We start from the raw sequence: 22111 nt of genomic DNA on the forward strand, positions 1-22111 counted from the left end.
AATGAAACGAACAAAAATATATAGTTTATTAGCAATTGCAGGTTTGTTTTTTGCTTCTTGTACTAACGATCTGGAAACAGAACCGAAATATGAGCTTACGCTTGAAGAACTTTTAATCAGAGACCCTAATGCAATGGAGGGGCTTCTTTCAAGAATGTATTCTACATTTGCACTTTCGAGTGTTAGCGGTCCCGGTGATTCTGATATTGCCGGAGCCAATGCCGGAGAATCTCCATTCATCAGAGGGTTAGTAAACCTTAATGATTTTACTGCTGATGGAATGAAGAACAGATGGGGAGATAATGGACTGGATCAATTGACAACTACTTCCGGCTGGAACTCAAACAATAAATTCTTTAAATATGTTTATGACAGGATTTATTATACCATTCCTCAGACGACTAACCTGATCCTGATTCTGGAAGACAGAGTAGATGTTCCTAATGAAGATCAATATGTAAGTGAGCTAAGGTTTTTACGGGCACTGTCTTACTATTATCTGATTGATTTCTTTGGAAAAGGCCCATTGGTAAACGATGATACATATGGTTCAGCTACACCGCTTCCTGAAGCAACAAGAGCTGAATTATTTGCTTTTGTTGAGAGTGAGCTGAAAGATATTGAGTCAAAAATAGCTCCATCAAATACTTACGGAAGAGCCAATCAAGCTGTTGTACAGATGCTGCTGGCTAAGTTATATCTGAACGCTGAAGTATACACTGGAACTGCAAGATATAACGATGCCGGAACATATGCTTCCAAGGTTATTGCAAGCGGAAACTATCAGCTGGAAACTAATTTTGCCAAAAATTTCAGAGCAGATAATAATACTTCAAAAGAAGTGATTTTTCCACTAATTGCAGACGCTACTTCTTCCCAGAGTTATGGGAATACAACGTATATTGTTAACGGAAGTCTAAACTCTACCACAATGAATTTAGCTACATATGGAGCTGCTGAAGGATGGGGAGGACATCGTGCAACAAAAGCCTGGTATGGTCTTTTCGGAGCTAATGCTGCTGATCTGGCTGCAAGTACAGATACAAGATCTAAACTATTCTGGCTTACAGGACATACATTTGAAATGACTGACTATAAAGAATGGACGAACGGATATCCTTCCGTTAAGTTTAGTAATAGAAATACAGATGGAACAGGCAGCGTAACAGCATTCTCTTCTACTGATTTCCCATTATTCAGACTGGCAGATACTTATCTTATTTATGCAGAATGTGCACTTAGAGGAGCATCTACAGCTACTGTACCACAGGCACTTACTTATGTGAACCTGATTCGGACAAGAGCCAATGCTGCTTCGCTAGGAAGTATTACATTGCAGACTGTTTTAGATGAAAGAGGTAGAGAGCTAGGTTTAGAAGGAGTTAGAAGACAGGATTTGATCCGTTATGGAAGATTTTCAGGCGGAACATACTTATGGCCATGGAAAGGAGGAGTTGCCAATGGTACTTCTATTTCCAGCAACTATAATGTATTTCCAATTCCTGAGTCTGCGTTGCAGGCTAACCCTAATTTGACTCAAAATACAGGTTATTAAAAACTTAAATGATTAAGAATGAAAAACATATTTAAAATATTTCTAATAGGAGTAATAGGTTCTCTTATTGTTTCATGCGAAGGAGATGATGAAAAACTGGTTCTTAGCAATACATCAAAAGGGAGCTTATCTTCAGATAAGGCTTCAGTAGTTTTAAATGAAACTATTGCAGACCAGGCTGCGGTAACATTCACTTATACAAATCCTACCTTTAGCCCGAATGTGGCCTTTACCAATTCTGTTGAATTAGCGGTTGCAGGCTCAGATTTTAAGCCAAGTGTTATTCAGGATGTTCCAATGGATCAGAATACATTTTCACTGACACACCTTCAGCTGAATAATATTCTGGCTTCTTTAAATGTAGCTCCTAATACTGCAAAACCTATTGAAGTGAGATTGAAATCAAGCCTAAATAGTGCCACATTTTATTACTCTAATGTAATTACAGTTAATATCACAGGATATACTCCGAATCCGGATCTCATCTATCCTAAAATAAATGTTCCGGGAGGATATGCGGGAGCAGCAGGATACGCAGACTGGGACCCTGGAAATTCGCCAAACTTATTCTCTCCGGGTAAGAATGATAAATACAGAGGATTTATTTATGTGACCAGTCCTAATAGTGAATATAAATTCACAATTAATCAGGATTGGGCAGGAGATAAAGGTGATGACGGAACCTTTACCGGGAAATTAGTAGAAAGCGGAGAGCAAAATATCAAAGCTGTAACAGGCGGAACATATTACATCAATGTGGATTGGGCTGCCAATACCTACTCTTCAATTATAGCCAACTTCGGGATTATAGGAGATGCCACGCCTACAGGTTGGGCATCAGATACTGATTTCGTTTATAATCCTGCTACAAAAACTTTTGTGATCAATTCAATTGCGTTAAGTTCTTCAGGGATATTCAAGTTCAGGGCCAACGATGACTGGGGCATGAAATTCCAGCCGGCCAGTGCTGATGAGACACTTGTTTCAGGAACGGCAATTCAGACCTACTTAAGCAGTGAAGGAACCGTATCAGGCGATCCAAACTATAAAGTTGGTGTTCCAGGTAATTATAAGATCGAATTGGATTTGCATAATTCAGCTTATTACAAGTTAACCCTTACAAAATTGTAAAACAGACCTAAATTTATATGAATAAAGTGTTGCTTTTTAGCAGCACTTTATTTATTTTTAAAGTTTATAAATAGTCAATATGAAGAAAACTACAATGGGGGCTTTATTGTTCTCAATGATGTTCGCGGGTGCGAATGCACAATCTTTAAAATCACCGGACGGCAAATTTGAAATGAATTTTCAGTTGAAGCAGGGAGTACCTTATTATAACCTGAAATATAATGGGGCTTTAGTCGTAGAAGATTCTAAATTAGGATTGAGATTATTTAAAGACACTTCCATAAAATTCGCTTCTGAAATTGCAAAACCGGAAGATTCGAAATTCGACCTTAATAATGGCTTTACCAAAACAGATGAAAAGAGGGACTCCAAAAATGAAACCTGGCAGCCTGTACTTGGCGAAAAGAAAAACTATCTCAATCATTACAACGAATTGGCGGTTACCCTTAACCAGGCCTCTACAAACAGAAGTATTGTAGTAAAGTTCAGGTTATTTAATGACGGACTTGGATTCAGGTATGAGTTTCCGCAGCAAAAAAATCTTAACTACTTTGTGATCCGGGAAGAAGATACTGAAATAGATTTTCCAACGGACATGAAAGCTTGGTGGATTGTTGCAGATTATGACTCTCAGGAATACCAATACCAGACTACAAAAATTTCAGAAATTCCGGGTAGATGGGATAAGGCTTTTGACTCCAATGCCTCCCAGACTCTGATCAAAAATGCCGTTCAGTCTCCGCTAATGCTGAAAAAAGAAGGAAAAGATCCTCTTTATATGAATGTTGCCGAAGCTGCAGTTTTGGATTATCCGGCTTCACACCTGGAAGTGGATGCTCAGAATTTTAAATTCAAAACACATCTTACGGCTGACAGGCAGGGTGCAAAAGGCTATATCCAAACGCCTTCCTCTACACCCTGGAGAACCATTATAGTCTCTCCTAAAGCAGAAGAGGTGATGGACTCCAAAATGCTCTTCAATCTTAACGAACCGACAAAATATACCGATACTTCCTATATTAAGCCAACAAAATATATGGGCGTATGGTGGGAAATGATCATCGGAAAATCTCAATGGGCCTATTCTACGGCAGAAAATGTTCATTTAGGTGAAACGGACTTTACCAAGCTCACACCTAACGGAAAACATGCAGCCAATAACGATAAAGTAAAAGAATACATCGATTTTGCAGCAGAAAACGGTTTCGGTGGATTATTGATCGAAGGTTGGAACACAGGTTGGGAAGACTGGTTTGGCCATTCAAAAGAATTCGTTTTTGATTTCATTACCCCATACCCGGATTTTGATATCAAAATGCTGAATGATTATGCCCATTCCAAAGGAATTAATCTGATCATGCACCATGAAACCTCAGGATCTGCTACCAATTACGAAAGATGGGCTGACAAAGCATTCCAACTAATGAATAAATACGGATATACCTCGGTAAAATCAGGATACGTAGGAGATATTATCCCAAGAGGAGAGCACCATTATTCCCAATGGACGATCAACCATTATTACAGGATCGCCGAAAAGGCCAATGAATATAAGATCATGGTAAATTCCCACGAATCCGTAAGGCCTACGGGAGAAAGCCGTACCTACCCGAATTATATCTCTGCAGAAGCTGCCCGTGGAACGGAATTCGAAGCTTTTGGCGGGAATAATCCTGATCATCAGACCATTTTACCGTTTACACGATGGATGGGAGGGCCTATGGACTATACACCGGGGATCTTCCAAACAAAATTAGACTATTACTTTCCGGGAGATCAGCGTTTTGTAAAAACCACTTTAGTGAAGCAATTGGCGCTGTATGTAGTAATGTATATGCCTCTTCAGATGGCTGCGGACCTGCCGGAGAACTATAAAAAACATATGGATGCCTTCCAGTTTATCAAAGATGTGGCAGCAGATTGGGATGATACTAAAATCTTATCTGCAGAACCGGGTGATTACATCATTACTGCCAGAAAAGCAAAAGGCACGGAAAACTGGTTTGTAGGAGGAATTACTGATGAGAATAAGCGGGATTACACCCTGGATTTCTCTTTCCTGGATAAAGATAAAAAATATGAGGCAACCATTTATGAAGATGGAAAAGATGCTGATTATATGAACAATCCTCAGAGCTATAATATCTACAAAAAACAGATCACAAGTAAATCTAAAATCAATTTCAAAATGGTAAGAAGCGGAGGTTTTGCCATCTCCATCAAGCCTGTAAATTAAATTTAAGATTGAAATGAATAATCAAAACCTTATGGGTGAAGAACCTGTAAGGTTTTTTAATCAAAATTCAATATGAGAAAATTATATATCATTGTTGCTCTTTCAGCAGCTTCTTTAGCATTTTCCCAAAAAGCTCTGGAAAAAGTGGAACCTGCTTTCTGGTGGAAAGGAATGAACAATCCGGAACTGCAAATACTGGTTTACGGTAAAGATATTGTAAAGAATGAGATAGAGCTTTCAGACGGAATTCAGGTAAAAAAAATTCAGAAAGTTGAAAACCCGAACTATGTTTTCATCACAATAAATACTAGTGAAATCAATGTTCCGAAGTTCAGGATTCACGTTAAGAACGGTAAAAAAAATATTGATTCTTATACTTATGAACTAAAACAGCGGGAACCCAATTCCATCAATCGGAATTCTTTCACATCAGCAGATGTCATGTACCTGATCATGCCGGACCGTTTTGCCAATGGAAACCCGTCCAACGACAATACCAAAGATACCGCTGAAAAATCAGACCGTAAAAATCATGGAGGCCGCCACGGAGGTGATATTGAAGGAATTATCAAAAACCTTGATTATCTGAAAGAACTGGGAGTTACTACAATCTGGAATACCCCATTACTGGAAGATAACGAACCTTCATACTCTTACCACGGATATGCGCAGAGTGATTATTATAAAATAGATCCGCGCTACGGAACTAATGAAGATTATAGAAGAATGGCTGATGAGCTCCATAAACGGGATATGAAGCTTATTATGGACTATGTGACCAATCACTGGGGATCACAAAGCTGGATCATTAAAGATCTTCCTGCAAAAGACTGGATCCATTATTGGAAGGAGGGGGAAAAAGGTTTCAAACGCAGCAATTACAGGATGACTACCCAATTTGATACTAATGCTGCAAAAATTGATACAGAAAATTGTATGGACGGTTGGTTTGATACCACTATGCCCGATATGAATCAAAGCAATCCGTTAGTCGTCAATTATATGGTTCAGAACGCCATCTGGTGGATAGAATATGCAGGCCTTGACGGGTTGCGTGTAGATACCTATTCCTATAACGATAAAAAAGGAATCGCAGAATGGACAAAGAGAATAACGGATGAATATCCTAATCTTAATATTGTCGGGGAAGTATGGATGCATGATCAGGCACAGATATCTTACTGGCAGAAAGACAGCAAAATTTCAGCAATAGAGAACTATAATTCCTACCTGCCTTCCGTTATGGATTTTACTCTTCATGATGCAATAGGACAGGTTTTCAGAGAAGACTCCGGCTGGGATTCCGGGATGCAGAGAGTGTATGACAATTTTGCCAATGACTTCCTTTACCCGGATGTTGATAATCTCTTAGTATTTGCTGAAAATCACGATACCCAGCGTTTTAATCAGTCTTATCCGAAAATTGAAGACTATAAACTGGCCATGTCCCTGATCCTGACCGTTCGGGGAATTCCTCAGCTATACTACGGCTCAGAGATCGGAATGTCAGGAGATAAAGGAAAAGGTGACGGGGATATCCGCCGTGATTTTCCCGGAGGCTGGAAAGAAGATTCCAATAATGCATTCACTCAATCAGGAAGAACCGATTCTCAGAACCAGTATTTTGACTTTACTAAAAAACTCCTGAACTGGCGCAAATCCAAAGAAGTGATCCATACGGGAAAAACCCTGCATTACGTTCCTGAAAATAATGTATATGTCTATTTCAGGTATAATGATAAAGAAAGGGTAATGGTGGTTATCAACAATAACACCAATGCACAGACCTTGAATCTGAAAAGATTCTCCGAAGGCCTTGAAAACTTTACCAGAGGAAAAGATATCATTTCAGGAAAAGAATTTTCTTTACAGAACAGCCTGAATGTGCCTGCCAAAACTTCCCTTATCATTGAACTGTAAAATCAATCCAATTAAAGCGAATGAAAAAACTAACAATTTTATACATATTGATCCTTCTCTTATCGAATGTCTCGGAATTGTCCGCTCAGTCAAAAGAAAGTAAATATGAGAAAGAAAAGAGGGATATCAGTACAATGCTTGAAGCCTTTAATGCCGATGCTGCAAGATCTGATTTCAAAGCCTATTTTGACCACTTTGCCGAAGAATCTACATTTATAGGAACCGATGCTACCGAAGTCTGGAACAAAAAAGAATTTATGGTTTGGGCAAAACCTTACTTTGATAAAAAAAGAACTTGGAATTTCACTTCACTTCAAAGAAATATCTATTTCAGTAAAGATGGAAAATTAGCATGGTTTGATGAATTGCTGGATACCCAGATGAAGATCTGCCGGGGTTCAGGAGTCGTTGAGAAGATCAATGGACAATGGAAGGTGAAACAGTATGTACTTTCGGTAACAGTACCTAATGACGTGGTGGATAAAGTAGTTTCTGAAAAAGCATCCATTGAAGACCTATTAATAAAACAACTAAAAACCCAAAAATGAAAACAGCAAACAGTACATCATCAAAAAAGATAAAACCAAACCTGTCCATGGCTCAGATTATCAATATGAGCATGGGATTCCTCGGAATCCAGATGGCTTTCGGTTTACAGAACGGGAATGCAAGCAGGATTTTGGCCAACTTAGGAGCCGATGTTCATGAATTATCGTGGTTTTGGCTGGTGGCTCCCATCACCGGATTGATCGTTCAGCCGATTATCGGGCATATGGGCGATAATACCTGGAGTCCGTTGGGAAGAAGAAAACCCTATTTTTTAATTGGGGCTGTTTTATGTGCCATTGGTCTGGTAATGCTTCCGAATGCAGCATCCGCTACTCAGATGATTGCAGCCAATGTACTTCTGTTGGCAGTGATTTTCCTCGCGATGATGGATGCCTCCATTAATGTTGCTATGGAGCCTTTCCGGGCATTGGTAGGAGATATGCTTCCGAAGCATCAGGGAACATTAGGATTCTCAGTTCAGACCATTTTGATAGGGATAGGAGCGGTAATAGGGTCTTATCTTCCCGATTGGCTGACCCGTCTGGGGATTTCCAATGACGCACCCGCCGGATTTGTGGCAGATAACGTAATTTTCTCTTTTTATGTAGGAGCCGGATTACTTTTGTTAACAATACTTTATACCATTTTCACTACCAAAGAATATTCCCCTCAGGAATTTGCAGAATTTGCCGATGGAAAAGAGATTGTTGAAGAACATTCCAAATTCTCAGATATTTTCAAGGATTTTGCCAATATTCCTGTTCAGATGAAAAAATTAGGAATCGTGCAGTTCTTTTCCTGGTTTGCCCTATTCACCATGTGGGTATTCACTACAAGCGCCCTGGCAACCCATCATTTTGGATTATCTCCGGATGATACCCATTCGAAAGCATTTAATAATGCAGGAGATCTAACGGGAAAATTATTTGGAATGTACAACTTCTGGGCAATTCCGTTTGCTTTTCTATTAACTCCTATTGCAAAAGCTATTGGCAAAAAACAGACCCATGCTTTAGCATTATTGTGTGGCGGATTGGGGCTTATATCCATGTATTTCATTAAAGATATCAACCTCCTTTGGATTTCTATGGTAGGATTAGGTTTTGCCTGGGCAAGTATTCTGGCAATGCCTTATGCCATGTTGATCGATGTCATTCCACAAAGGAAAATGGGGGTTTATATGGGGATATTCAATTTCTTTATTGTCATTCCACAGATCATTAACGGGCTTTTCGGAGGCCCGATCGTAAGCAATATATTTGGAAATTATGCTATTGATTATGTAGTGGTAGGAGGTGCATGTATGCTGATAGGGTCAATAGTTACCATGATCTTTATTAAATCCGAAGATGAAACTCCAAAGGAAATAGAAGAGGAAATTAAACAGGTACATTTTTAATAAAAGAATAAAGAATAAAGAATAAAGAATAAAGAATAAAGAATAAAGAATAAAGAATAAAGAATAAAGAATAAAGAATAAAGAATAAAGAATAAAGAGATCCTATAATTTTCAATACAATATTAAGATCAATAGTAGCGGGCTTAAGTCCGCTTTTTTATGAACTCTGTAAAGGCTTTAGCCAAACATACTACTTAATGTTCTTAACAACTTTACCCTCTTTAATGGTTTGAAATAGAAAGCAGTCCCCCAAGAAGAAATTTCGCCTTTTCACGGTTTTGCGATTTAGCGATTTTACTGTTTCTCCATCTTCCTTTCTTATCCTACGTCAACAATTCCGAAAGCACATCCGATGTACATTTGTACCCTAAATAATTCAGATATGAAAACAGTATATCATAAAGCAGATTCAAGAGGCCATGCAGATCATGGCTGGTTAAACAGCTACCATACATTCAGCTTTGCCGGTTATCAGAATTCTGAAAGAAACCATTTCGGAGTTTTAAGAGTTTTAAATGACGATACCGTTTCTCAGGGAATGGGTTTCGGGACACATCCACACAGGGATATGGAAATAATTTCCATTCCGTTGGAGGGAGACCTGGAGCATAAGGATTCTATGGGAACCGAAGCAGTGATCAGAAAAGGGGAGATCCAGGTAATGAGTGCAGGAACAGGCATCATGCACAGCGAATACAACAAAAACAAAGATGTACCGGTAAAATTCCTGCAGATATGGGTATTCCCGCGGGAATTGAATGTTACTCCAAGATACGACCAGAAAAACATTAAAGAAAATGAAAAAATAAATGATTTCCAACAGATCTTATCACCCGATAAGAATGATGAAGGTGTTTGGATCCACCAGGATGCATGGTTCAACTTGGCCAGTTTTACAAAAGGCAATGAGAAAAACTATATACTGAATAAAAAAGACAACGGAGTATATGCCTTTGTATTGAAAGGAAGCGCAAAAATAGGAGACAGAGTATTGAATGAAAGAGATGGTTTAGGAATTTGGGATACACAAAACTTCCACATAGAAGCCGTTGAAGATACCGAGATCCTATTGATGGAAGTTCCCATGGAATTACCTTCATACCTGAAATAATAAGTATTTAATAAGATAAAAATTCCCCTCCTTTGGAGGGGTGTCAAAAATTCTTTGAATTTTTGACGGGGTGGTTAAAAATCTTCACAAAAAACGCCCCAAACGTAAAAACAATATACATATAAAAACAATGAAAATTTTAGCCATAGCAGGAAGCAATTCCGAAGTTTCAATGAATAAGCAATTAGTAGCCTATGCTTCCACAATATTCGAAAATGCAGAAGTAGAAGTAATAGACTTAAACCCATATGAAATGCCCATCTACAAACATGAAAGAGAGCTTAAAAATGGTATTCCGCAGGAAGCAAAAGATTTTGCAGCCAAAATAGATGCAGCAGACCTGTTATTGATTTCCTTACCGGAGCATAACGGGACCTATTCCACCGCTTTTAAGAATGTCTTCGATTGGGTTTCCAGAATTAAGGATAGAACAGTATGGAACGAAATACCCATGCTTCTGATGTCCGCAGCACCGGGAGTAAGAGGCGGAACAGGAGTTTTGGAAGCCGCTGTAAAGCGCTTTCCCTTCCACGGCGGTAATATTGTAGAAACCTTTTCGCTGCCATTTTTTAACGATAATTTCGATAGAACAGTTCAGAAAATATCCAATGAAGAGAAAGACAACGAATTAAAAGAGAAAATCAAAAAGATTTCTGCCATCGAGACCATCCTTGAAAAATAGAATTTGAATATTCATTTAAAATTATTATTTTTGCAAAAAGAAAAAAATGAAAATTCAGACCACTTTTAAAGAATGTTTTCCAAAAAAAGGAAAAATTGTGGGCTCTGAAATTCTGAGATAAAATAACGGCCGATAATCTACCAAGATTGTCGGCTTTTTTATTGGATGATATTGATAAAAAGTTTGAAATAAAATTTCTGAAAAGTAAAAATGAGCAACACTTACAAATCTGCAGGAGTAGACAAAGAAGAAGGATATAAAACCGTAGATAAGATCAAGAAAGCGGTAGGTGAGACCCATAATTCCAATGTTCTGAATCATTTGGGAAGTTTTGGGGCGTTCTATGAAATAGGCGGATATAAAAATCCCGTATTGGTTTCCGGAACCGACGGAGTGGGAACCAAGCTAAAGGTCGCTTTGGACACTAAAAAATATGACTCCATTGGTGTCGACTGTTTTGCGATGTGTGCCAACGATATCCTTTGTCACGGGGCAAAACCCTTATTCTTTTTAGATTATCTGGCTTGTGGAAAGCTGGACTCCGATATCGCTGCCGAAATTGTCCTGGGGATGGTAGAAGCCTGCAAGGATAACAACTGTGCATTAATAGGTGGGGAAACTGCTGAAATGCCGGGAATGTACCAGCCGGGAGATTATGATGTGGCAGGATTTTGTGTAGGTATAGTAGAAAAAGACCAGATCATTGACGGTTCCAAGATCAAGCCGGGAAATAAGATCATTGCATTGCCAAGCTCGGGTTTCCATTCCAATGGATTCTCATTAGTACGAAAAGTATTTCCCGATTTTGAAGAAGAATTTGAAGGGAAGCCATTATACGAGACCCTTTTGGTCCCTACAAGATTATATTATAAAGATATTCATAAGCTTCTTGAAGAAGTAAAAGTGTGCGGAATTGCCCATATTACGGGCGGAGGTTTATATGAAAACGTTCCGAGGATCATCCCTGAAGGGCTGTGTGCTTCCATTGATGCATCAAAGATCAGGATCCCAAATATTATGCTGGAGCTGGAAAAAAGAGGCGGTGTAAGCCGTGAAGAAATGTTCGGAACATTTAATATGGGGGTTGGAATGATTGTAGTGATCGATGAAGAGCATGCGGAAAAAGTTTTACACCTCTTGGATGACGCTTACGAGATCGGAGAAATTACCGAAGGAAACGAAAAGATTAATTTATCAATATAACAATTGATCAATGTACCAGTGTGCGAATTAAAACCATTGTTATATTGCTAAACTGATGCATTGCTACATTCATAATATGAAAAACATCGTTGTACTCGTTTCAGGTTCCGGAACCAATCTTCAGAGGATCATAGATACCACTGAAAACGGAGAGATCCCGAATGCAAAAGTAACCTTGGTGGTTGCTGACCGTGAATGTTTCGGGCTTGAAAGAGCTAGAAACCATCATATCGACAATATACTCATTCCAAGAGGAAAGAATTTCAGTGCAGAATTGAGCAATATAATTCCTGAAAATACCGATCTGATCGTATTGGCAGGGTTCCTGTCGATCCTGAAACCGGAATTCTGTCAAAACTGGAACGGTAAAATAATCAATATCCATCCTGCATTGCTTCCAAAATTCGGAGGAAAAGGAATGTGGGGAATGAATGTCCATAATGCGGTTATTGAAGCCAAAGAAAAAATAAGCGGGGCATCCGTACATTTTGTGACCTCGGGAATCGATGAAGGAGAGATCATTCTGCAGCAGTCATTTGAAATTGATGAAAATGATACTCCGGATTCTCTGGCACAAAAAGTTCACCGGGTCGAATATGAGATCTTCCCGAAAGCGATCAACAAAGTGCTGGGGAGCAGATAAAAAAATTCCCCTCCTTTGGAGGGGTGTCAAAAATCCTTTGAATTTTTGACGGGGTGGTTTAAAAAAGCAGTCTCGACCCCACAAAAGCTAAAATACCAGGTTTGTCATTCCGTAGGAATCTAAACAGCAATAGAAAACTAAAGAATGAAACGAGATGAATGTTAAAACAGAAAACACACATTTAGATTTTGATCAGAATTATTTCGGAAAAATTGAAAAATCTAAGTAAAATAAAGTAAAACCGGAGGTGAAAGGCCGGAATACAGTTTGAAATAGCTGTAAAAAGTAAAAAATGAAAATCTTATGAGCAAAAGAGTTTTGATCAGCGTCTCTGACAAGAGCGGATTAATAGAATTCGCACGGTTTTTGGAAGCCCGGGATTATGAATTGATTTCTACGGGAGGAACTTTCAAACATTTGAAAGATGCTGGTTTAAATCCGATTCAGATTGATGAGGTTACCAGCTTTCCTGAAATGCTGGATGGAAGAGTGAAAACGTTACACCCGAAAGTCCATGGCGGGCTTTTAGCCGTACGTGCCAATGAAGAACATATGAAAACCGTTCAGGAACATGGAATTGGTTTGATAGACATGGTGATCGTAAACCTTTACCCTTTCTTTGAGAATGTGAACAAAGACATTTCTTTGCATGAAAAGGTAGAGTTTATTGACATTGGAGGCCCTTCAATGCTTCGTTCGGCGGCTAAGAACTTCGATTCCGTTACTGTAATTACCGATGTGGAAGATTATGCTTCGGTAAAGATCGAAATGGAGCAGAACGGCGATACCTATATCGAAACCCGTAAGAAACTTGCTGGGAAAGTATTTAACCTTACCTCTGCTTATGACGCTGCTATTTCAAGAATGCTTTTGGATGAAGAATATCCTGCCTACCTGAATGCATCCTACAAAAAAGTTTCAGACCTGAGATACGGGGAAAACCCTCACCAGACAGCAGCTTATTACGTTTCTACATTTGAGAAAGGAGCCATGAAAGATTTTGAGCAGCTTGGCGGTAAAGAGCTATCTTTCAATAACCTGCGTGATATGGACCTTTGCTGGAAAGTGGTGAATGAATTTAAAGAAGAAATGGCCTGTTGTGCCGTAAAACACTCTACACCATGTGGCGTTGCGATAGGAACTACGGCTTTGGAGACCTATCAGAAAACTTTCGAATGTGATCCGGTTTCCATTTTTGGCGGAATTGTAGCCATGAACTACAAGATCGATGCAGCTACAGCCGAAGAATTGAATAAAACCTTTCTTGAGATCGTAATGGCACCTGATTTTGATGAAGAGGCTCTGGAGATTTTAAGAAAGAAAAAGAATTTAAGAATTATAAAAATCGCAAACCCGGTTTCCGATAAGCAGACCTGGGTGAAAATTGACGGTGGAATGCTGGTTCAGGATAATGATACCCATTTCTCTGATGATATTAAAGTAGTTACAAACGTACAGCCTACCGAAGAACAGAAAAAGGCGTTGCTTTTCTCACAAAGAGTGGTAAAGTATGTAAAATCCAATGCCATTGTGGTTTCTAACGGGGTTCAGGCTTTCGGGATCGGAGGGGGACAGGTCAACAGGATCTGGGCTACCCAACAGGCTGTGGAAAGAGCAAAAGAAAAATTCACGGGAGATCTTGTTTTAGCTTCCGATGCATTTTTCCCATTCCGGGATGTGGTAGACTTCTGTGCTGTAGAAGGGATCAAAGCGATCATCCAGCCCGGAGGAAGTGTAAAAGATCAGGACAGCATCGAAGCAGCAGATGAACATGGCATTCCGATGATGTTTACAGGCATCAGACACTTTTTACACTAATTAAAATAGAATTAAAATTGATTTTGAGATTGTATTTATAGCATTCAAAATTATATATTTGTAAAATAGACAAGATAATTATAAAATATGAGAATATTAATCATAGGTGAAGGTGGAAGAGAATCTGCCTTAGCAGCAAAACTTCATAAAGACTCCAGAGTTACTAAAATGTTTTTTGCTAACGGAAATGCTACTACCGATGCAATAGGGAAAAATGTTCATTTAGCGGATATTAAAGAGATCAGGGATTTCGCCATCAAAGAAAAAGTAGATTTAACTATCGTAGGCCCGGAAGCCCCATTGGTAGCCGGCTTAAAAGATGAATTTAAAAAGCATGATCTTAAAGTTTTCGGTCCTGGCCAAAAAGTGGCCAGCCTTGAAGGAAGTAAGGCTTTCTCTAAGAAGTTTATGCAGACCTATGATATCAAGACAGCGAAAGCAGTAGTGTTTGATTCATATCCTGAAGCTAAAGAATACATTCAGACCCAGGCTTATCCTTTGGTGATCAAAGCAAGCGGTCTTGCCGGCGGAAAAGGAGTGGTGATCTGCGATACCTTAGAAGAGGCAGAAGCTACCATTCACGATTTCATGATCCGCAGGATCTATGGTGATGCCGGGATCCGTTTAGTTATCGAGGAATATTTACAGGGTTTTGAGGCATCTATCATTGCCTTCTCGAACGGCGACAAATTATTCCCTTGTATCCCCGTAAAAGATTATAAAAAAGCCGGTAACGGAGATAAAGGCCCAAATACAGGAGGAATGGGATCTGTGGCGCCAAGCCCGGAATTCACCCAGGAACATTATGCCGATTTCGAAAAGAATATCCTTGAGCCTACCATTAAGGGGCTTAAAGGAGAAGGATTCAGCTTTAAAGGGATCATTTTCTTCGGATTGATGGTAACCAAAAAGGGAACCTATCTTCTTGAGTATAACATGAGATTCGGAGATCCTGAAACACAGGTTTTGATGGCCCTCATGGAAAATAATCTGCTGGATGTGATCAATGACTGTATGAACGGTAAGGACATCGAGCTTAAATTTAAAAATGAAAAAGCAGTATGTCTGGTCATGTGTTCAGGAGGATATCCTAGAAATATTGAAACAGGCTTCGAGATTGTAGGAGCAGATAAAGTGAAACATAGCCAATTGTTTTACGCAGGTGCAATTAAAAGAGGAGACAAAGTGGTTTCCAATGGTGGAAGAGTACTTAACCTGGTGGCTACCGGTGCTACGTATGACGAGGCCCGTAAGAAAGTCTACGAAGATGCGCTTCCTGTCCACTTCGATTACAGTTTCTACAGAGAAGACATCGGAAAGTTTTAATAAAAATCAAAAAAGATTTGGATCATCTCCAAGTCTTTTTTTGTAAGATCAATGATATTGATATTCAATAAGAAAATCAATTCAGGAATGAAATAATTTGAGTGAATAATTATTAAAGGCAATTTGAGCTTCTTTTGCCATTCCGCACGACTCTCAACGGTCATGATAAACTTGAGGCTTTAGATTCATACAGAATGACAAAAGCACATTTTATAGTATGAAGCTCATTAAACTAAATAATTAAATAACTCATAACCTATAATTTATAACTCATAATTTAAAAATGCACAACGGTATTATCATATTAGATTTCGGATCCCAGTACAACCAGCTTATCGGAAGAAGAATCCGTGAAATGGGGGTTTATTCCGAGATCCTGCCTTACAATACACCCCTACAGGATATTTTGGAAAGAGAACCGAAAGGGATTATTCTTTCGGGAGGGCCAAGCTCTGTAAATGCGGAAAATGCTCATCTCGTAGAGAAAGAACTTTATGAACAGGGAATCCCTGTTCTGGGGATCTGTTATGGAATGCAGCTGACCGCTCATCTTCTGGGAGGTAAAGTGCATAAAGGAGTGAAAGGGGAATATGGCAAAGCTCATTTGGAAATTATTAAAGAAAATGATTTACTAAAAGGAGTCACTCAAAATTCCATCGTTTGGATGAGTCATTTTGATGAAGTAGGAGAATTGCCTGCCGGTTTCGAGTTAAATGCAAAATCAGGGGTAATGGCTTCTATTTCCAATCCTGAAAGAAAAATTTATTGTGTTCAGTTCCATCCGGAAGTTTCACATTCGGAAGAAGGTGGTAAAATGCTTGAAAATTTCGTTTTCGGGATATGCAATGCTGAGAAAAATTGGAAGCTTACCAATTATATAGAAAAAACGGTGGCTGATATTCGTGAGAAAGTAGGAGACAACAAAGTTATCCTTGGACTTTCGGGCGGTGTTGACTCTTCTGTAGCTGCTGTTCTGATCCATAAGGCGATCGGAGATCAGCTTACCTGTATCTTTGTAGATACCGGCTTATTGAGGAAGAATGAAGGTCAGAAAGTGATGGATAATTATGGAGAGCATTTCCATATGAACATTAAACTGGTGAATGCTTCCGAAAGATTTTTATCCAAATTAGAAGGAATTGATGATCCGGAACAGAAAAGAAAGATCATCGGGAATGAATTCATTCATGTTTTTGATGAAGAATCCCATAAAATTGAAGGCGCAAAGTTTTTAGCACAGGGAACGATCTATCCGGATGTTATTGAAAGCCAGTCTGTCAACGGGCCATCGGCGGTGATCAAGTCACACCATAATGTAGGCGGGCTGCCGGAAGATATGGAATTTGAGCTGCTGGAACCCTTAAGGGAACTATTCAAAGATGAAGTAAGAAAAGTGGGCGAAAAGCTTGGTATTCCGCATCATTTGGTATACAGGCACCCATTCCCGGGACCAGGTTTAGGGATCAGGGTTCTGGGAGCCGTAGATGCTGAAAAAGTAAGGATCCTTCAGGAAGCTGATGATATCTTCATTGAAGAACTATATAAAAATGATCTTTATGAGAAAGTTTCTCAGGCTTTTGTAGTCCTGCTTCCCGTGAAATCTGTGGGAGTAATGGGAGATGAGAGAACGTACGAATACACGGCTGTAGTTCGTTCTGCCAATACAATTGATTTTATGACGGCAACATGGAGCAAACTGCCTTATGAATTCCTTGAAACGATCTCTAACAGGATCATTAATGAAGTAAGAGGAATAAACAGGGTAGCGTACGATATTTCGAGCAAACCACCTGCAACAATAGAGTGGGAATAATGTTTTATAACCCCTGTATGAAAATTTTGTTTTTATGAGCTGGATCATAAAAAGGTAATTTTTTAAAGGATATCTTTGTAATAGAATTAAATAATTTCAAATAATTTTTTTTCATCATTTGTGTTTTTGCCTCCCGCAAGGGAGGTTTTTTTATACAGCTATTTATACTGTCAATTTCAATAGCTTTTTATATATACAGAATTACCCGGTTAAATTATAGGTTCCGGAACCTTGCCGGCTGTCTGAAGACTTTTTTAGGCAGTATGGCAGTATAAGTTCATTTCTTCAGACCCCATTATAAAGCATAATAAAATAAGAGGAAATGACAGTGATGTAATGCGATGGGGAATTCTTGTAGAAGGAAACCAGGAGCCGGGAGAAGATCAGCATGAAGACCTTGATCAGGCTACGTTTGAAATTGAGGATAACATCATCTTACATGCGCAATATGCAGATCTTAGATTTATGAATGATTTTGTGTCTTTAAGACGTCTTAGAAATAATTATAAAACAATCCAGGACAGCCCCGGAGAAACAGCCATAATATGAATGATCTGAATGCAGGATAAGAAATATTATATGTGATAGGAATTTATTTATTCAAAACCTGTTCACAATAATATTCAGTAAGTAACAGTAACAAGTTATTCAGGTAAAAAAATAAGCTCTCAGAAATGAGAGCTTATTCTATTTATGAATGTTAAAATACTATTCTTTGATGAATTTCTTCTGAGCAGATTTTTCACCGTCTTCAATATCTATTACATAGACACCGTTGATCAGTTTGCTTACATTGATCTGGTTATTCAGTAGAACTCCGTTAGAAATCAATTGCCCTGCTGTATTATATATCTTATAGTTTGCTTTTTTGCTGATATTCTTCACATGCAGTACCGTACTCACCGGGTTAGGATAGATCATAATATCATCCTGATTGATGGAGTTAGGAACAGGTACTTTGGAAATTCTTACCGTATAATCCTCTACTTCTCCATTCTGGAAGCTCATACAGTTCACAGGAATAGCGTCTTTCTGCATGGCAACTCTCATTAATACATACTTGTAATCAGAGCTTACAAATGCATTGGCCGGTACAGTAAATGTTCCTGAAACAGGAGTTGTAGTACTTGGTGCAGAAGCAAGGATTCTTTCACTTGGCTCAAAAGTACCGTTTCTGTCAAAATCTATCCATACGGCAATACCTGTATCGCTGCTGGCCCCTGACTTCTCAATAGAAAGCTCATTACCTGTAGAGCCCTGGATCAGTTCAATGAATTTTGCAGGAGTATTTGTGTAATCCGTGTAATTGGATGCTCCTGATGCATTTTCCATCGTAGGTTTTCCATTCGGCTTCACGGTAACTTTTGAGATATATTCTGTAGCCGAGCTGGCAGAAGACATCTGGCAGTATATTACCGTAGGTGTTGTGAAGAAATACGGAGGAGTGAAGTTACCCGGAGTACCATTACAAATATTTGCAACCTGCATTTCATACATCGTTAATTCAAGTAAATTCTGAATCGTATAAGTATTGGTTGGTACTGTAACATTCGTCCAGCTTGGAATACCTACCTTTCTATATCTCAGGATATAAGAAGTCGCACCGGCGAAAGGATCCCAAACCACTACAGCACTCGTAGGGGTAATGTTGGTGATCGTTAATCCCGGAGGAGGTATTTCGCAGGTTCTTTCCGTAGTAAATACTGCCGGAGTAGACCATGGGTTAAGAGCAGTCTCTCCATCACACTTATTAGCGATCTGAACTTCATAAGAAGTATACACATTTAAATTATTAAGCGGATACGTATTGGCAGGTGCAGCAGGTAAGTTAATGTTAGGGCTCCATCCTGTTGGTCCGCTACCTACAATTCTGTATCTCATCACATAAGTTGAGCTGGCCGCAAGCGGATTCCAGGTGATCAGAGCAGAAGTTGTAGTAATATTACTTACAGTAACATTCGGAGGAGTAGGATCACATCTTGTGGTAAACTCGTTGTGAGAGTATGCTCCCGTTGTCGTGTTACATACAGCAGCCACTTCCACCTCATATAATGTTGCAGGCAATAAGTTGGCTAAAGGATATGTATTGGTTGGTGTAGGGTAAGGTAAGCCGGGTACCGTTACTACCTGCCATGTAGTGGAACCAACAGGTCTGTATCTGATGGTATAAGAAGCTTCACCAGAATCCTGAGGCCATGTTAATGTAGCAGAATTATGCGTTACAGCACTAACGGTTACAACCGGAGTAGCCGTTTTACAGATAACCAGTTTTACGTTATCTATTGCTACAGGAGGCTGTGTACCACCAGAACCATCATTTCTCCATTCGTATACCAAACGCATGGTTGTTCCTGCAAAGCTGCTTAAATTTAAATTGGCATTAAGATAAGCCTGCCATGTAGGCTGTTGGTTGTAATTAGCTCCCAATTGTACCCTTCCGGTTCCTGCTGTGATCTGAGTGCCTGGTGTAGGCATAAAAGATCCCGGAACCAACCATACTCTTAAATAATCCCATGTGCTTTCACCGTCTGCTTTCCAGTCAAATGATAATTTGGCAATGGTAGTTCCTGCCGGTACGGCGATATCTCTGTATGCATGTACTACACTGGTTGAGTTAATCGTATAAGTGTTGGATGTTCCGTTGTCATTGGAGATATAAATAGAGTTTCCTGTATTTCCTGTAGCAGCACCATAATACCATTTATTGGTTTGTGTTCCGGTAGTAAATCCGAAATCATTAGGTGGTGTAGTGAAAGGCTGGTAATACGGAATTGTTGCCGGTATCTGTGTGGTAGTAAAGCTTGGCCCTGCAACCCAGATACTTCTGTCTGTCGAGCTGCAGACTGAACGTACCCACCAGTAATAAGTGGTATTTGGTGTTAAAGGAGTTAAAGGAGTTGTTGTACCTGCCACCGCGGTTCCTACAGTTGCTGCTGTAGGCGGAACACCTGTTGTATTATAGAAATACTGATATCCGTTAGCCGGTGCCGGAGTAGGAGCTGTCCAGCTTATTGTGGCAGAAGTCGCCAGTACATTGGTTACACCCATCGCAGTAGGTACAAAACATGTAGGAATGAATAGATGGATGTTATCCACGGCCATAGGAGGCTGTGTACCACCGGAACCGTCATTTCTCCATTCAAATACCAGACGCATTGTGTTTCCTGCAAAGCTGCTTAAGTTTACGGCAGTGTTAAGATAAGTCTGCCATGCAGCTTGCTGATTAAAGTTGGCACCTACCTGAATTCTTCCCCCTCCTGCAGTGATCTGAGCTCCCGGGGTTGGAGAGAATCCAGCCGGAACCAGCCATACTCTTAAATAATCCCAGGTAGTTTCTCCAAATCCTTTCCAGTCGAATGTCAGATAGGCAAGCGTAGTTCCCGTTGGTACGATAATATCTCTGTAGGCATGAACCACACTTGTTGTGTTAATGGTATAACCGTTGGTAACACCATTGTCATTGGAAATATAAATGGATTTTGCCGGGTTTCCAGTGGCAGTGCCATAGAACCATTTGTTGGTTTGGACTCCAGTGCCGGTAGAACCGGTAAATCCAAGATCATTGGTTGTAGTGAAATCCTGGAAATATGGAATCGTTGTTGGTATTTGTGTCGTAGTGAATGCAGGGCCAGCGATCCAGATACTGCTGTCTGTAGGGCTGCATACAGAACGTACCCACCAGTAATAAGTAGTATTTGGCGTTAAAGTAGCACCTAAATTTACAGAGGTTCCTGCAACAGGTGTTCCTACGGTTGCAGAGGTAGGAGGTGTGCTGGATGTACTGAGGTAATACTGGTATCCGTTGGCTGGTACCGGAGACGGAGGTGTCCAGCTCAGGGTAGCGGAAGTGGCGGTAATGGCAGAAGTTGCCATTGCTGAAGGCACAAGACATGTAGGAATAAACATGTTGATGTTGTCAATCGCTACAGCGGGCTGTGCGCCCAGGATACCGTCATTTCTCCATTCGAATACTAAACGCATATTGTTCCCTGCGTAAGCACTTACATTTAAAGTTGGAGACAGATAGGTCTGCCATGTATTTTGCAGGTTAAACTGCCCCACTTGGGTTCTTCCTGCTCCTGCAGTGATCTGAGCCCCTACAGTAGGAGTAAAGGAGGCCGGAACCAACCATACTCTTAAATAATCCCAGGTACTTTCTCCTCCCGCTTTCCAGTCGAATGAAAAGGTAGCAATGGTAGACCCCGCCGGAATTATAAGATCTCTGTAGGCTTGTACTACACTGGTAGAATTGACATTATAGCCATTAGTGACCCCATTGTCATTAGAGATAAAAAGTGAATTTCCGGGATTACCCGTTACAGAACCATGAAACCATTTGTTAGCCTGGGTCCCGTTATTAAGGGTAAAGTCGTTCCCGGCTGTAAAATCCTGGCTGTAAGGTAATGGTGCCTGACCGTGGACTTTTGGAATAAGACCCACATTCATCAAGCAGAGAAGAAGAATTAAAAAAGTAGAAAATTTCTTCATAAGCTAATATTTTATATTATAATGCAAATCTAAGGGTTTTTTGCTTTCATTCATTATGAATTTTAATGTTTTTTTGTAAAAAAATAAAATAATTAGTACCGATTTATTTATAATGTTAAGAATTTCTATATTAACAAACGTTCAGGACTCTATTTTATTGTACAATCTTCGGGATTATGCAGGATACATATCCAAAATAAAATATAAACAGGGGAATAATTTTTGGTGTTACTTTGC

15 protein-coding genes are annotated in these 22111 nt (G+C 39.6%); 14 read left to right on the forward strand and 1 reads right to left on the reverse strand.

All coding sequences use genetic code 11. From position 1 onward, the window contains the following. The first annotated feature begins 1 nt into the window (after position 1). From HNP38_RS02170 to HNP38_RS02235, 14 genes are all read left to right on the forward strand, one after another. Positions 2-1555 carry a RagB/SusD family nutrient uptake outer membrane protein gene (locus HNP38_RS02170; RefSeq protein ID WP_184183739.1) on the forward strand — a complete coding sequence of 518 codons (1554 nt, stop codon included), beginning with the start codon at positions 2-4 and terminating at the stop codon, positions 1553-1555. An 18-nt stretch (positions 1556-1573) separates the two neighbouring features. Further along, complete coding sequence (locus HNP38_RS02175) at positions 1574-2686, forward strand: SusE domain-containing protein (RefSeq protein WP_184183742.1); 1113 nt, start codon at positions 1574-1576, stop codon at positions 2684-2686. 79 nt (positions 2687-2765) lie between these two features. Then, on the forward strand, positions 2766-4922 hold the full coding sequence (locus HNP38_RS02180) for a glycoside hydrolase family 97 protein (protein WP_184183746.1): 2157 nt from the start codon (positions 2766-2768) through the stop codon (positions 4920-4922). A gap of 72 nt (positions 4923-4994) precedes the next feature. Beyond that, the gene (locus HNP38_RS02185; protein WP_184183749.1) at positions 4995-6842 is read left to right on the forward strand and encodes a glycoside hydrolase family 13 protein; all 1848 of its coding nucleotides are present in this window, start codon (positions 4995-4997) and stop codon (positions 6840-6842) included. Between the two features lie 20 nt (positions 6843-6862). Further along, the gene (locus tag HNP38_RS02190) at positions 6863-7390 is read left to right on the forward strand and encodes a nuclear transport factor 2 family protein (RefSeq protein ID WP_184183752.1); all 528 of its coding nucleotides are present in this window, start codon (positions 6863-6865) and stop codon (positions 7388-7390) included. Further along, positions 7387-8790 carry an MFS transporter gene (locus tag HNP38_RS02195; RefSeq protein WP_184183755.1) on the forward strand — a complete coding sequence of 468 codons (1404 nt, stop codon included), beginning with the start codon at positions 7387-7389 and terminating at the stop codon, positions 8788-8790. Before HNP38_RS02190 ends, HNP38_RS02195 begins: the two co-directional genes overlap by 4 nt. Positions 8791-9172: 382 nt before the next feature. Beyond that, positions 9173-9901 carry a pirin family protein gene (locus HNP38_RS02200; protein WP_184183758.1) on the forward strand — a complete coding sequence of 243 codons (729 nt, stop codon included), beginning with the start codon at positions 9173-9175 and terminating at the stop codon, positions 9899-9901. Positions 9902-10031: 130 nt separating this feature from the next. Next, positions 10032-10583, forward strand: a complete 552-nt coding sequence (locus tag HNP38_RS02205) for an NADPH-dependent FMN reductase (protein WP_184183761.1) — start codon at positions 10032-10034, stop codon at positions 10581-10583. 210 nt (positions 10584-10793) lie between these two features. Beyond that, positions 10794-11786 carry a phosphoribosylformylglycinamidine cyclo-ligase gene (gene purM, locus HNP38_RS02210; RefSeq protein ID WP_184183764.1) on the forward strand — a complete coding sequence of 331 codons (993 nt, stop codon included), beginning with the start codon at positions 10794-10796 and terminating at the stop codon, positions 11784-11786. 76 nt (positions 11787-11862) lie between these two features. Further along, complete coding sequence (purN, locus tag HNP38_RS02215; protein ID WP_184183766.1) at positions 11863-12429, forward strand: phosphoribosylglycinamide formyltransferase; 567 nt, start codon at positions 11863-11865, stop codon at positions 12427-12429. Between the two features lie 303 nt (positions 12430-12732). Next, complete coding sequence (gene purH, locus HNP38_RS02220) at positions 12733-14247, forward strand: bifunctional phosphoribosylaminoimidazolecarboxamide formyltransferase/IMP cyclohydrolase (protein ID WP_184183769.1); 1515 nt, start codon at positions 12733-12735, stop codon at positions 14245-14247. Between the two features lie 87 nt (positions 14248-14334). Next, positions 14335-15573 carry a phosphoribosylamine--glycine ligase gene (gene purD / locus HNP38_RS02225; protein ID WP_184183772.1) on the forward strand — a complete coding sequence of 413 codons (1239 nt, stop codon included), beginning with the start codon at positions 14335-14337 and terminating at the stop codon, positions 15571-15573. A gap of 283 nt (positions 15574-15856) precedes the next feature. Then, positions 15857-17386, forward strand: coding sequence for a glutamine-hydrolyzing GMP synthase (guaA, locus tag HNP38_RS02230; RefSeq protein WP_184183775.1), 1530 nt, complete (start codon positions 15857-15859; stop codon positions 17384-17386). A 336-nt stretch (positions 17387-17722) separates the two neighbouring features. Further along, positions 17723-17935, forward strand: a complete 213-nt coding sequence (locus HNP38_RS02235) for a hypothetical protein (RefSeq protein WP_184183778.1) — start codon at positions 17723-17725, stop codon at positions 17933-17935. Between the two features lie 159 nt (positions 17936-18094). Here the strand turns inward: HNP38_RS02235 and HNP38_RS02240 are convergent, their stop codons facing one another. After that, the gene (locus HNP38_RS02240) at positions 18095-21874 is read right to left on the reverse strand and encodes a fibronectin type III domain-containing protein (protein ID WP_184183781.1); all 3780 of its coding nucleotides are present in this window, start codon (positions 21872-21874) and stop codon (positions 18095-18097) included. Between the last annotated feature and the right edge of the window lie 237 nt (positions 21875-22111).

It is taken from the genome of Chryseobacterium defluvii, from assembly GCF_014204415.1.
GTDB classification, from domain to species: domain Bacteria; phylum Bacteroidota; class Bacteroidia; order Flavobacteriales; family Weeksellaceae; genus Chryseobacterium; species Chryseobacterium defluvii_A.

Bases quoted from the DNA above. Each gene is read 5' to 3' on its own strand.
- HNP38_RS02190 (WP_184183752.1), top strand. From the start codon at position 6,863: ATGAAAAAACTAACAATTTTATACATATTGATCCTTCTCTTATCGAAT.
- purN (WP_184183766.1), top strand. From the start codon at position 11,863: ATGAAAAACATCGTTGTACTCGTTTCAGGTTCCGGAACCAATCTTCAG.
- HNP38_RS02235 (WP_184183778.1), top strand. From the start codon at position 17,723: ATGCGATGGGGAATTCTTGTAGAAGGAAACCAGGAGCCGGGAGAAGAT.
- HNP38_RS02170 (WP_184183739.1), top strand. From the start codon at position 2: ATGAAACGAACAAAAATATATAGTTTATTAGCAATTGCAGGTTTGTTT.
- HNP38_RS02175 (WP_184183742.1), top strand. From the start codon at position 1,574: ATGAAAAACATATTTAAAATATTTCTAATAGGAGTAATAGGTTCTCTT.
- HNP38_RS02200 (WP_184183758.1), top strand. From the start codon at position 9,173: ATGAAAACAGTATATCATAAAGCAGATTCAAGAGGCCATGCAGATCAT.
- purD (WP_184183772.1), top strand. From the start codon at position 14,335: ATGAGAATATTAATCATAGGTGAAGGTGGAAGAGAATCTGCCTTAGCA.
- HNP38_RS02180 (WP_184183746.1), top strand. From the start codon at position 2,766: ATGAAGAAAACTACAATGGGGGCTTTATTGTTCTCAATGATGTTCGCG.
- HNP38_RS02185 (WP_184183749.1), top strand. From the start codon at position 4,995: ATGAGAAAATTATATATCATTGTTGCTCTTTCAGCAGCTTCTTTAGCA.
- HNP38_RS02240 (WP_184183781.1), bottom strand. From the start codon at position 21,874: ATGAAGAAATTTTCTACTTTTTTAATTCTTCTTCTCTGCTTGATGAAT.
- HNP38_RS02205 (WP_184183761.1), top strand. From the start codon at position 10,032: ATGAAAATTTTAGCCATAGCAGGAAGCAATTCCGAAGTTTCAATGAAT.
- guaA (WP_184183775.1), top strand. From the start codon at position 15,857: ATGCACAACGGTATTATCATATTAGATTTCGGATCCCAGTACAACCAG.
- HNP38_RS02195 (WP_184183755.1), top strand. From the start codon at position 7,387: ATGAAAACAGCAAACAGTACATCATCAAAAAAGATAAAACCAAACCTG.
- purM (WP_184183764.1), top strand. From the start codon at position 10,794: ATGAGCAACACTTACAAATCTGCAGGAGTAGACAAAGAAGAAGGATAT.
- purH (WP_184183769.1), top strand. From the start codon at position 12,733: ATGAGCAAAAGAGTTTTGATCAGCGTCTCTGACAAGAGCGGATTAATA.